At 66.2% G+C, this 12,281-nt stretch carries 12 protein-coding genes; 8 read left to right on the top strand and 4 right to left on the bottom strand.

What is annotated here, in order from left to right; all coding sequences use genetic code 11:
- The first annotated feature begins 87 nt into the window (after positions 1-87).
- Positions 88-669, top strand: a complete 582-nt coding sequence (locus C8K36_RS19275; RefSeq protein ID WP_258195500.1) for a TetR/AcrR family transcriptional regulator — start codon at positions 88-90, stop codon at positions 667-669.
- Positions 670-706: 37 nt separating this feature from the next.
- On the opposite strand, the gene C8K36_RS19270 is transcribed toward C8K36_RS19275, so the two are convergent.
- The gene (locus C8K36_RS19270; RefSeq protein WP_107986144.1) at positions 707-1,342 is read right to left on the bottom strand and encodes a TetR/AcrR family transcriptional regulator; all 636 of its coding nucleotides are present in this window, start codon (positions 1,340-1,342) and stop codon (positions 707-709) included.
- A 211-nt stretch (positions 1,343-1,553) separates the two neighbouring features.
- Here C8K36_RS19270 and C8K36_RS19265 point away from each other — a divergent pair, with 211 nt between their 5' ends.
- The 5 genes from C8K36_RS19265 to C8K36_RS19245 all read left to right on the top strand — a co-directional run bounded on the left by C8K36_RS19265 (position 1,554) and on the right by C8K36_RS19245 (position 6,683).
- Entirely contained in the window at positions 1,554-2,921 is a 1,368-nt protein-coding gene (locus C8K36_RS19265) for a flavin-containing monooxygenase (RefSeq protein ID WP_107986143.1), read from the top strand.
- An 11-nt stretch (positions 2,922-2,932) separates the two neighbouring features.
- Positions 2,933-4,096 (top strand): serine hydrolase domain-containing protein, encoded by a 1,164-nt coding sequence (locus C8K36_RS19260; RefSeq protein WP_107986142.1) that lies wholly within the window; start codon positions 2,933-2,935, stop codon positions 4,094-4,096.
- Between the two features lie 79 nt (positions 4,097-4,175).
- Positions 4,176-4,958 (top strand): SDR family NAD(P)-dependent oxidoreductase, encoded by a 783-nt coding sequence (locus C8K36_RS19255; protein WP_107986141.1) that lies wholly within the window; start codon positions 4,176-4,178, stop codon positions 4,956-4,958.
- Between the two features lie 157 nt (positions 4,959-5,115).
- On the top strand, positions 5,116-5,889 hold the full coding sequence (locus C8K36_RS19250; RefSeq protein WP_107986140.1) for an SDR family NAD(P)-dependent oxidoreductase: 774 nt from the start codon (positions 5,116-5,118) through the stop codon (positions 5,887-5,889).
- Positions 5,890-5,915: 26 nt separating this feature from the next.
- Entirely contained in the window at positions 5,916-6,683 is a 768-nt protein-coding gene (locus C8K36_RS19245) for an IclR family transcriptional regulator (RefSeq protein ID WP_107986139.1), read from the top strand.
- 60 nt (positions 6,684-6,743) lie between these two features.
- On the opposite strand, the gene C8K36_RS19240 is transcribed toward C8K36_RS19245, so the two are convergent.
- The 3 genes from C8K36_RS19240 to C8K36_RS19230 form a co-directional block, all read right to left on the bottom strand.
- On the bottom strand, positions 6,744-8,042 hold the full coding sequence (locus C8K36_RS19240) for a class I SAM-dependent methyltransferase (protein ID WP_107986138.1): 1,299 nt from the start codon (positions 8,040-8,042) through the stop codon (positions 6,744-6,746).
- Entirely contained in the window at positions 8,039-9,541 is a 1,503-nt protein-coding gene (locus C8K36_RS19235; RefSeq protein WP_107986137.1) for an FAD-binding oxidoreductase, read from the bottom strand. Before C8K36_RS19235 ends, C8K36_RS19240 begins: the two co-directional genes overlap by 4 nt.
- 154 nt (positions 9,542-9,695) lie before the next feature.
- Entirely contained in the window at positions 9,696-11,300 is a 1,605-nt protein-coding gene (locus tag C8K36_RS19230; RefSeq protein ID WP_107986136.1) for an ABC transporter substrate-binding protein, read from the bottom strand.
- Between the two features lie 165 nt (positions 11,301-11,465).
- On the opposite strand from C8K36_RS19230, the gene C8K36_RS19225 reads away from it, so the two are divergent.
- Together C8K36_RS19225 and C8K36_RS19220 are read left to right on the top strand one after the other, a co-directional pair.
- Positions 11,466-11,900: an SRPBCC family protein gene (locus C8K36_RS19225; protein ID WP_107986135.1), complete on the top strand. Its 435-nt coding sequence runs from the start codon at positions 11,466-11,468 to the stop codon at positions 11,898-11,900.
- Positions 11,901-11,974: 74 nt separating this feature from the next.
- A complete protein-coding gene (locus C8K36_RS19220; RefSeq protein WP_219910028.1) occupies positions 11,975-12,274 on the top strand; it encodes a YbaB/EbfC family nucleoid-associated protein in 300 nt (99 codons plus the stop codon).
- Positions 12,275-12,281 lie beyond the last annotated feature (7 nt).

Raw genomic sequence — 12,281 nt, 5'->3', positions numbered from 1 at the left:
GGCCGATCGGCGACCAGTGGCGGTCCGGGCACAGGATCGGCCTCGTTGTGGTTGATTTCACAGTAGACGACCGTCTACTGTCAAGGGGTGAGTGAAGTCGAGGCGGTCGGCAAGGTCTGGGGCAGAGACGAAGTCCGTAGAGCCGTGCGGCTGGCGGCGCGCAAGCGGATCGCCGAGAAGGGGTTGTCCTTCAGCATGCGCGAACTCGCGGCCGACGCCGGTGTGAATCTCGGGCTGATCCACAAGCATGTCGGCAACAAGGACGACGTCGTTCGAGCGGTGCTCGCGCGGAGTCACGAGAAGTCGGCAGCGATCGTCGAGGGCGTCGACTCGCTCCCGGAGGCCGTACGCGCGTTGTTCATGGTGGGGGTCGCCGACCCCGAGTACGTGCGGATCGTCGCGTGGCTGAATCTGCACGGCCGTTCGGATCTCATCCCGAACGAGGACATGGATGCCTTCGAGGCGATCACGCGGACGGCGCACGTCTCCGTCGACGATCGAGTCCGGCAGATGGCGGTGCTCGCCGCGATCTCCGGCTGGTCGTTGTTCGGGAGCGGGATTCTGCAGTCGTCGGAGATTCCGGACGGCGATCGGGAGTTCTACGAGGCGCGGATCGCGGACCTGCTAGCAGCAATCATCAAGGGGGAGAACGACCACGGCGATCAGTGAGGCGCCGGTAGTCCGTCCCCGGGTTCGTCCGAGGCGCTCACCCTTCGCTGTTTCGGCCCGGCTCGGTCAGCGCCGGGAACCAGATGTCGGTGAGGACGGCGGTGGCACGCTCCGCGGACACGTCGATGGTGCCCTGCATCGCCCAGCGAGTGAAGAAGCGCTCCAACTGCGCCAGCAGTAGTTCGATGCGCAGGCGAGCCTCGTCCTGATCCTCCTCCGGCCACTGCTCGAGGTACTGCGTCATGGCATTGGGAAGAGCTGTGAGTTCTCTGCGGGCGACGGTGCGCAACTCGGGCTCGAGTGCGACGGCCTCGTCGTATGCCGGCAGCATGCGGCGGTTCTCCTGGAACCATTGGAAGACCCGTGCCAGCCACTGCGTGAACTGGACGCGCGAACGCGTCTCGAGGACTCGGTCGAGATCCTCGTAGTACGACATGACGCTGGTTGCTTCGGCGCTGATCGCCTGCAGAACTTCCAGTTTGCCGGGGAAGTGGACGTAGAAGGTCGCCCGGCTGCAGCCGACTTCGCTCGCGATCTCGTCGACGGTCACTGCCGCGTAGCCGCGGGACTCGAACTGGTTGCGGGCGGCGGCCACGAGCTTGGCGCGCGTGGCCCGCTTCTGCTCCTCCCGCAGCGTTCCGCGTCGGACCGGCCGGCTTGATGTCGCGCTCATGATCTCCTCACCAACCGCATTCTACGTGCAGAAAATCGACATTCACTGTCGCCATGTCAGTTGATTGACACAGTGTCAGTGAATGAATACTCTGTGCCGCGAATCACAGATCGGTTTCCGGGTGTCCGCAGTACGACCACGGCCGATCGGGCCTTCGGGCTGTCGCGAAGACAGACCTCGTGGCCGACCCAGTACACAGAAAGAGAGCGACATGAGCTCGTCCAAGCTGCCCGTGACCTGCATCATCGGTGCCGGCCCCTCCGGTATCACCGTTGCGAAACGACTACAGGACCACCGCATCCCGTTCGATTGCTTCGAGGCATCGGACGAGGTCGGCGGCAACTGGTACTACAAGAACCCGAACGGGATGTCCGCGTGCTACCAGAGCCTGCATATCGACACGTCGAAGTGGCGCCTGGCGTACGAGGATTTTCCCGTCCCCGCGGAGTGGCCCGACTTTCCGCATCATTCGCTGCTGTTCCAGTACTTCAGGGACTACGTGGACCACTTCGGTCTGCGCGAGAAGATCACCTTCAACACCAAGGTCGTCGCGGCCGAGCGCACTGCGGAGGGGCTGTGGGATGTCACGTTGAGCACGGGTGAACGGCGCACCTACGACGCGCTGGTGGTCGCGAACGGGCATCACTGGGACCCCCGTCTTCCCGAGTATCCCGGTGAGTTCGACGGGGTGCTCATGCACAGCCACGCCTACAACGACCCCTTCGATCCGATCGACATGCGGGGCAAGAACGTCGTCGTCGTCGGCATGGGCAACTCCGGCCTCGACATCGCTTCCGAACTGTCCCAGCGTTATCTGACGAACAAGCTCACCGTCTCGGCCCGTCGTGGCGTCTGGGTCATGCCCAAGTACGTCAACGGCAAGGCCGGGGACAAGGAGATCGCCCCCGCGTGGATGCCGCGCAAGCTGCGGATGGCCCTCAGCCGGCGCTTCCTGAACAAGACGCTCGGCCCGATGGAGGGCTACGGGCTGCCGCGTCCGGACCACCGTCCGTTCGAGGCGCACCCGAGTTGCAGTGGCGAATTCCTGGGCCGCGCCGGTTCGGGTGACATCGCCTTCAAGCCCGCCATCGCGGCACTGGAGGGTAAGCAGGTTCGCTTCGCCGACGGCAGCGTCGAGGACGTGGACGTGATCGTCTGCGCCACCGGATACAACATCAGCTTCCCCTTCTTCACCGATTCGAACCTGTTGCCGGACCGCGAGCATCGCCTCCCCCTGTTCAAGCGAATGATCAAGCCGGGCATCGACAACCTCTTCTTCATGGGCCTGGCGCAGACGATGCCGACGCTCGTCAACTTCGCCGAACAGCAGAGCAAGCTGCTTGCGGCGTATCTCACCGGCGCCTACCGGTTGCCGACTCACGCCGAGATGCACGGCACCATCGCCGCCGACGAGGCCTACAACCTCGGCCCGTTCTACAACTCCCCGCGCCACACCATCCAGCTCGACTTCGACCGCTACGTGCGTGAGATCACGAAGGAGATCGAGGCGGGTCGCAAGCGTGCCGATGCTGCAGGCAACCAACTTCCGGTGCCGGCGCGCGCGTTGCTGGACGCATGAAGGCTCGAACGATGACGACCACGACCACGGCGTCGACGTCCGGCACGCAGGGACTGTGCAGGGCAGACTTCGAGCCGGTCCGTCACGAGCTCGAACGCATGCTCGCCGCCGGGGAGGAACTGGGCGCTTCGATCTGTGTGACCGTCGAAGGTGAGCCGGTCGTCGACATCTGGGGTGGGTACACCGACGCCGGACGCACGAGCGCCTGGGAACGCGACACCCTCGTCAATGTCTTCTCCATCACCAAGACGATGACGGCGGTCAGTGCACTTCTCCTGGTCGACCGCGGACTCTTGGATCTCGATCAGAAGGTGGCGCACTACTGGCCGGAGTTCGCCGCGAACGGCAAGGCGGGCATCGAGGTTCGGCACCTGCTCGCCCACACCTCGGGAGTTTCGGGGTGGGAGCGGCCGATCGAACTTGCGGACATCTACGACCATGAGTCCGCAGCCGCCCGGTTGGCCGGGCAGGCGCCGTGGTGGGAGCCGGGCACCGCGTCCGGCTACCACGCGATCAACTACGGCCATTTGATCGGCGAGGTGATCCGCCGCGTCGACGGGCGCACGCTGGGCCGCTTCTTCGCCGAGGAACTCGCCGGACCGCTCGGTGCGGACTTCCACATCGGGACCGACCCGGAGCACTTCGATCGGATCGCTCCGATCGTGCCGCCGCCGCCGGCCGAGTTCGACATGTCTGCTCTCGACCCGGACAGCGTCATGATCAAGACGTTGACCTCGCCGCTGCTCGATTACACGCGCACGTCGGAGGCGGGGTGGCGGCAGGCCGAGATCGGCGCTGTCAACGGTCACGGCAACGCGCGATCGATTGCCCGGCTGCAATCGATCGTGTCGAACTCGGGCGTGCTCGACGGTCGGAACTGGCTGTCGAGCAAGACGATCGATGCGATTTTCCGACAGCAGGCGGACGGACTGGACCTGGCCCTCATGGCTCCGTTGCGATTCGGGATCGGCTACGGACTGCCGCACCCGCAGAGCGCCCCCGCGGTTCCCGGAGGGCGGGTCTGCTGGTGGACCGGTGTCGGCGGGTCGTTCGTCGTCAACGACCTCGACCGGCGGGTGACCTTCGCCTATGCGATGAACAAGATGGCGCCGGGAATCATCGGGTCGGAACGGGCAGATGCCTACCTGCGCGCCACATTCGGGGTGATTGCGTGACTTGGGTGGCGCGCACTCGGATCCGATTGCCTCGCCGGACATCTCCCGGCTCGACGAATCCAGGAAAGGGTACGGAAGCATGATCGAATCCAGATTTTCCGGCAAGACTGCGGTCGTCACCGGCGCAGCGTCCGGCATCGGCGCGGCAATCACCCGCCGTCTCGTGGCCGAGGGCGCGAACGTGGTGGGCATCGACGTGGCCGAACAGTCGCTCGCGGCGATGGCGGACGAACTCGGTACGGCCTTTGCCGCCCACCGCGCGGACGTCACGAGAGAACCCGAGATCGAAGCAGCCCTCGGTGCCGGGGTAGAGCGATTCGGCTCGCTCGACCTGGCCTTCAATGTGGCGGGAGCGTCACGGGTGGGCCCGATCGTCGACCTCGACGAGCGGGACTGGGACTTCACAGTCGACCTGGTGCAGAAGGGCGTGTTCCTGTGCACCAAGCACGAGGCCAGGCACATGCGTGCGGGTGGCAGGGGCGGCGCCATCGTGAACGTCGCCTCGATCAACGCGCGGATGCCGATGGTGGGTGGAAGCCCGTACTCCACCGGCAAGGCCGGGGTGGAAATGTTCAGCAAGAACGCCGCACTCGAACTGGCGCCCGACGGGATCCGGGTCAACGCGGTGTTGCCCGGTCTGGTCGACACCCCGCTGGTGGCCCCCGTGATGGGATACGTGCCGGCCCGGGAGATGTTCCTCGCGCGGATCCCGCTCGGGGTGGCGGCTGTTCCCGATCAGGTAGCAGGCCCGTGCCTCTACCTGGCGAGTGAGGACGCCAACTACGTCACCGGTACCAGCCTGGTCGTCGACGGTGGGTGGGAGGTGTCGAACTTCCCGAACGTCGGCAGGCTCGCGGGCTGACCCGTCGTGATCTGCGGTTTCTCGTGAGGCGGGACGAACCCTGGGCGGGTTTCCGATCCGCCACTAGGTTCTCCCGGTGTGGCCCGGGACACAGTGTTCCGGGCTGCGCCGCGCCCGACGTTCGGCGGGCGCGGTTCCACGAGAACGGAGAATCACCATGCTGGCGTTGACTTTTCCCGATGGGGCGGCCCTGATCTTCGGCGGCAGCGGTGGAATCGGGCGGGGCGTCGCGTACGAGTTCGCCCGCGCCGGAACGGCGGTCGCGGTCTGCTACAACTCCAAGCGCGACGTGGCCGAGGAAACCGTCACCGAACTGCGTGCGCTCGGTGTGAAGGCGAGCGCGCATCAGATCGACGTCCGCGACGAGGCGGCTGTCGCAAGCCTGCTCGACGACGTCGTCGCCGAGCACGGCCGGGTGCACACACTCGTGTGGGGCGCAGGCCCGGTGGTCGAGCAGATCACGGTCGCCGAGACCACGCCGGCCCAGTACCGCCGGTCCGTCGAGATCGAGACCCTGGGCATGTACACGGCCGTTCACGCCGTGCTGCCGCACTTCAAGGAGCACGGTGGGGGCTCGATCGTCCACCTCGGTTCGGCCGGTGACCACTGGTTCCCCGAGCTGGACGGGTTGTCGGTGATTCCGAAGGCGGCCAACGAGGCGCTGGTCCGCGGCATCGCGAAGGAGGAGGGCGTCCACGGCGTCCGCGCCAACTCGGTGCTGGTCGGCGTGATCGAGGCCGGAATGTTCCTCGAACTTCAGGCCCAGGGCGTGTTCGACGAGGAGTGGACCCGGGAGGTGCAGAAGCTCGTTCCGTTGAAGCGCTGGGGCAAGCCTGCCGACATCGGTTCGGCAGCCGTCTTCCTCGCGTCGGAGCAGGCCAACTATATTTCGGGGCAGCAGATCTCGGTGTCAGGTGGATTCGGTGTCTGACCTGCCCTAGCAGAGAGGACGCGGCCGTGCCAGATGACCGTGAACAGGCTCCGGCCACGTCGATGCTCGACAGAATCGAGCTGGTGCTCGAGGCGCTCGACGACAACGGCTATCTGACGCTGAGCGAAACGACCCGTCTCACCGGAATCCCCAGCTCTTCGGCGCACCGACTGCTCGAGAAGATGGTGGCGATGCGCTGGCTCAACCGGGTCGGGTCGCGGTACGAGCTGGGGGTGCGCCTGTTCGAGCTGGGTTCGCGAGCGGTCCGCAACCACTGGTTCCACCGGGCATCGCTGCCGATCCTTCAGGATCTGCACCGGTCCACCGGCGCCGTCGTCCATCTCGCGATTCTCGACGGCGCCGACACCATCTACTGGGAGAAGCTCTCGGGTACCTTCGGCGCGAATGTGCCGTCGCGCCTCGGCGGCCGGTATCCGGCGCATCGCTCGGCGGTCGGGAAGGCGCTGCTCATGAGATTGCCGCGTGAGCTGTTCGACCAGCCGGTCTTCGCGCACCTCGAGGCCGGCGTCGTGGGTGGGCGGAAGGCTCTCGAGGCCGAACTGGATCGTGCCCTGGCCGAGGGCATCACGTACGACCGGGGCATGTCAGTTCCGGATCTCGGTTGTATCGGTGCATCGATATCACGGGGCATCCCCAAGCCCGCCGCTATCTCGATCTGTGGTCCGCTCGACCGCATCGTCAACGACCGGCGGATGGCCGAGGCAGTGCAACGAGCGGCCGCGGCGATCGAGCGCGCGGCGCGTCAGGTGGATGCGGAGGCGCGCACCACGTGACGGTGCCCGCCGTCCGGGAGGACGACGGGCACCGGGATGCCAGGGGTGGGGGTGCCGGGATCAGCCCTTCCACCACGGACGCAGCGGCACGTCCGCCTCTCCGTTCGGTCCGAGCTTGACGGCGAGCACCTGATGGAGCTGCACGACGTTGCGCTCGAAGCCGAGACGCGAGCCGGCCATGTACAGGCCCCACACCTTTGCTGTGCCCTCGCCGACCTCGGCGACGCACTTGTCCCAGTTGTCGACCAGGTTCTGGCACCACCCGGCCAGGGTGAGCGCGTAGTGCTCGCGCAGGTTCTCCTCGTGCCGCACCTCGAGGCCCACGTTCTGGATCTCGCTGATGATCCGGCCCGATCCCGTGAGCTCGCCGTCCGGGAAGATGTACCGGTCGATGAAGTGGCCGGCCTTTGCGCCGCCCCGGTTGCCCGGGCGGGTGATGCAGTGGTTGAGCATCCTGCCGCCGACCCGCAGCTTGTCCTTCATGAAGCCGAAGTACGACGGGTAGTTGTGCACGCCGATGTGCTCGGTGAGGCCGATCGACGACACGGCGTCGAACCCGGTCTCGGGTACGTCGCGATAGTCGGAGAAGCGGACCTCGGCGAGGTCCGCGAGACCCTCCTCGCGGATTGCTGCCTGCGCCCACTCGGCCTGCTCGCGAGACAGCGTCGCACCGATCACCTTGACGCCCCGCCGCGCGGCGTACCGGACCATTCCGCCCCAGCCGCAGCCGATGTCGAGGAGTCGGTCGCCTTCCTTCAGCCCCAGCTTCTCGAACACCAGGCGATACTTGTTCTCCTGGGCATCCTCGAGGCTCTGGTCCTCGGACTCGTACGCGGCGCACGTGTACGTCATGGATGGGCCGAGTACGTACTCGTAGAAGGTATTGGAGACGTCGTAGTGGTGGTGGATCACCTCGGCATCGCGAGTCTTGGAGTGCCGCAGGCCTTCCGCGAATCGACGCCACCGCGGCAGATGCTCCTGCGGCGGCGGCGCGATCGGACGTAGATTGTCCCAGCCGATGGATCGGGTGATGGCTGCCAGTTCCTTCGCCGACGGGCGGTGGAAATGCAGGTCGGTCATCGCCCGGAGTATCTCGTACGGATCACCCGGGTGTACCCCGACCGCCTCGAGGTCGCCGGAGACGTAGGCGCGGGCCATGCCGAGGTCGCCCGGCGCGGTGGCCAGGTAGGTGGTGCCGCGGATCGAGGCGAGATGCAGGCCGAGCGACGCGTCCTCCGGGCCGGTGGCGCTCCCGTCGTAGGCGGTGAAGCGCAGCGGAATCCGGCCGTCGGAGACGGTGTCCACGATTTCCGCAATGGTGAGTTTCTGCGGGTCGGATTTCGCTTTGAGAGTCGTCACTTTCGTTGCACCGCCTTCGAATAGAGGTCCAGGAGACGTGAATCGGGGTCGTATCGCTTCTTGATCTGTGGATAGTGGTCGCCGCCGTAGAGCAGCGTGAATTCGTCCTCGTCGTAGAACGACTCGGAGTAGAGCGACTTGTGGCCGTCGAGTTCGCTGACCTTCTTCTCGATCAGACGGTTGGCCGCGCCGACGGGTTGGCCGGGCACGATCGGCACCGAGGACCAGAATCCGATGTTGACGTAGGTGCGGCTGGGCTCGAGGGGATACATGGGCCACGGCCGCGGTGCGGCCTCGTGACCGGGCCGCGGTGCGGCCTCGTGACCGGGCCGCGGTGCGGCCTCGTGACCGGGCCGATCGGGGTCGGCGGCCGGATGGGCGGGCTCGCGAAGGCGCAACGGGCACAACCACAGCGGTTCGATCGGGATCTCGTCGAGGAACCAGTCGAGGAAGTGTTCACAGTTGTCCAGGGGAACCTCGACGTCCTGCACGACGCGCTCGCGCGGCGGCAGTCCCTTCCTGGCCTCGAGGCGGTCCCCGATGTCGTACTTCTGGTCGAGACCGATGAGCTTCCAATAGAAACTGCTGCGGAGGTAGCGCTTCGGCCAGAACCGGCGGATCTTCGGATTCTGGGTACCGAAGGCGCGAGAGCACCAGAACCAGTCGGTATCCCAGCGCCACAGATAGTCATGGATGGTGAGACGGTCGCTCTTGGGATGGTTGACCGACTCGTGCTGGATGGACCGGTAGTAGATGTCCATGTCGGTGTAGTCGCTCACCGGGCCGGGCTCGTCGGTCTGCACGCCCAGGGTCAGATACGCCTCGGTGGCGGTGAAGACCGTGCCGTCGAGGTAGTCGACCGCGATGCCGTCCCACACCCGTTCGAGGACGATCCGGTCCATCGTCCGCTGCAGTTGCCCGAGGTCGGTGAAGCGCAGGTGGCGGAGCGCGACATACCTTTTCACGGGTTCGAGTTCGATGCGGATTCGCGTCGAATATCCCAGGGTTCCATAGGAGTTCGGGAAGGAACGAAAGAGGTCCGCGTGCTCGTTGTCGGGGGTGGCGGTGACGATCTCGCCGCCGCCGGTGAGGACGTCGATCTCGAGAACCGATTCGTGCGGCAGTCCGTTGCGGAACGATGTGGACTCGATGCCGAGGCCGGTGACCGCGCCGCCGAGGGTGATGGTCTTGAGCTGGGGGACCACGAGCGGGGCCAGCCCGTAGGGCAGGGTTGCCGCCACCAGGTTCTCGTACGTGCACATGCCCTGGACGTCGGCGGTGCGGGCGTCGGGGTCCACTGAGATGACGGCGCCGAGCCCGGACACGTCCAGCCCCGGGGCGTTGCTCTTCGCCCGCGCGCGAAACAGATTGGAGGTCTTCTTCGCCAGGCGCACGTTGGCGTCCGGCGGGATCGCCCGGTAGCTGGACAGCAGGCGCTGGACTCCTGCGCTGTGCGCAGCGAGTCCGATTTCGCGGATACCACTCTTGGAGTCGACCACCCTCTGACGCTATCGCTAGTCCGATCGGTCGGCTATCGATATCCCGGTGAGTCGGAGATCTGTAGCTATGCTAACGGTCCCGCAGGGGCCCCGAGATGGGTCCCGGGGCGCCCTGCAGGATCACTTGCCGGGTGTCGTCACGCCCGGCGGGAAATCACTTGCCGATCCACGCCTGATCGAGCAGGAGGATGTTGTCCGCGGTCCGTTTCATGCCGTGGATCTCGCCGTCCCATGCAGCGAACACCTTGCTCGGACCCCATACGGCGTACGGGATCGTCTCGTTGGCGCGCGCCTGCACCTTGGCGATCGTCTCCTTCTTGGCGTCGTCACTGGTCGCGGTCTTCACCTCGACCAGAAGCGCATCCATCTGCGGATCGGAGTAGCCGGCCGCGTTGTTGCGCGAGTCGCTGCCCAGGCCGCCGTGCAGGCGCAGGTACGGGGATTCGTCCATGAAGGCGAAGGCCGCACGCGTCATGTCGAAGTCGTGCTCGACGTACAGCTTCCGCACGAGATCGGTCACGCTGTTGACGTATTCGACCCGGACGTCGAATCCGATGGAATTCAGCGACGCCTGTGTGGCCAGCGCGGCCGCCTCGGCGCTCTTCTCGGTCGTGGCCAGGTATGTCAGCTTGCCGTCGTAACCGTCGGCCTTGGCCTCGTCCAGGAACTTCCGCGCCCGGTCGGGATCGAACTCGATACCCTCGGCGCCCGACGTCCAGCGAGAGCTGTCCGGCAGGATGGTCGAGCTGGCGATGCCGAGACCCTCGTTGGCGCGCTGGTTGATCGCCTGGGGATCGACGCCGTAGGCGATCGCCTGGCGTACGCGCAGATCCGCGCCCGGTCGGCCCTCGCGAGTGTTCATCATGCCGAGGGCGCCGAGTCCCTGGACGTCGAGGTAGCCGCTGTATCCCGCGTTCAGGGTGTCGCGGATCGCGGCCTCGTCGCGGAGGATGTAGGCCATGTCGAGCTGACCGCTCTGCAGTGATTCGAACTGTCCCCGAGCGCCGTTCGTCGGTACGAAGCGAACCTTGTCGAGGTTGGGACGTCCGTTCCAGTAGTCCTCGCGGGCGCTGAGGACGATCTCCTCGTTCGGCGCGAACCGTGTCACGGTGAACGGCCCGGCCCCGATCGGGGTGAACCGTCCGTCGGCGTCGGAGTTCTTCGAGACGACCATGCCCGGCCCCATCGCCAGCAGTACCGGGAACCGGTCCCACGGCGTGTTCAGCGTGAATGTCACGGTCTTCGCGTCCGGGGTGCCGATCGTGGTCACCGAGTTCGACCACACCTGCGACACGTCGGCGCGTGCGGCGACGAAGCGGTCGATGCTCCACTTGACTGCTTCGGCGTCGACCGGCGATCCGTCGCTGAAGGTGGCGCCGTCGCGCAGTGTCAGGGTGAACTCGGTGTAGTCCGCGTTGTGTGCGAGTGACTGCGCGAGCTGCGGCTCGAACTCGCCCGATTCGGGATCGGTGCGGAGCAGGGTGTCGTAGATCGCGGCCATCTCGGTGCCGCCGGTGGACCCGGCCGCCTGGGTCTTGGTCGGGTCGAGCACGTTCGGGAACGAATACGAACCGAACGTCACGGTGCCGCCGCGTACGGGATCCCCGGCCTCTCCGGCGATGTTGACCAGGCCGGTGGTGACGGACGCGCCGCCGTCGTCGGTCTGGCCGTCGGCGGATGCGCACCCGGTGATGGCCATGGCTGCGGCCGCGCCGAGTGCCGCTAGTCGTATGCCCGACCGGTGCCACAAGTTCTTCAAAGCTCACCTCGCTGGTTGTCGTGTCGAACCAGAATAAGACAAGCGCTTAATTGCTGTGGCACGGGTCTCAGTCAGTGAATGTGGTGCGCTGAGTCACGTGGGCTGATCTGGCTGGTGCGCCGGTGAGCAGGCAGGATGGAGGAAACCCGAGGCAAGGAGCATCCAGTGGCACAGGTCAGCGCCAGCAGTTCGATCACCCTCACCGCGGCGCCCGAGCAGACCCTCGGCGCGCTCACGGACTACGAGACCATGCGTCCGCGGATTCTGCCGCAGCAGTACCGCGACTACCAGGTTCTGGAAGGTGGCCAGGGAGACGGGACCGTCGCGCAGTGGACGCTGCAGGCCACAGAGAAGCGGTCGCGCAACGTGAAGGCGTCGGTGACGGTCGCCGAGAACACGATCACCGAGCGTGACGCCAATTCCTCGCTCGTCACGACGTGGACGGTCGCCCCGTCGGGTACGGGTTCCACGGTCACCACGACCACCGAGTGGAAGGGTGCCACCGGCATCGGCGGCTTCTTCGAGCGCACCTTCGCGCCGCTGGGCCTGCGCAGGATCCAGGAGGCCACGCTCGCGAATCTGCAGCGCGAGCTGGGATAAGGCCTCGACGGACTACGCTGGCGAACCGACCCGAAGAAAGGACCAGTCCAGTGCAACCAGGTGGACAGCCCGACATGCAGCAGCTCCTCGCGCAGGCGCAGCAGATGCAGCAGCAGTTGATGGCGGCCCAGGCCGAGATGGCGCAGGCCGAGGTGACTGGCCAGGCGGGTGGCGGTCTGGTGACCGCGACGGTCAAGGGCACCGGTGAGGTCGTCGGCCTCACGATCGATCCCAAGGTCGTCGACCCCGAGGACATCGAGACGCTGCAGGATCTCGTGATCGGTGCGATCGCCGACGCGTCGAACAAGGCCCAGGACATTGCGGCGAGCAAGCTCGGTCCGCTTGCCGGCGGCCTGCCCGGACTCCCCTTCTAGAGGCGCG

It is taken from the genome of Rhodococcus sp. OK519 (assembly GCF_003051005.1).
In the GTDB taxonomy this organism is placed as follows: domain Bacteria; phylum Actinomycetota; class Actinomycetes; order Mycobacteriales; family Mycobacteriaceae; genus Prescottella.
Note: the sequence above shows the minus strand (reverse complement) of the source record. Positions and strands in the feature narration are given on the sequence as shown.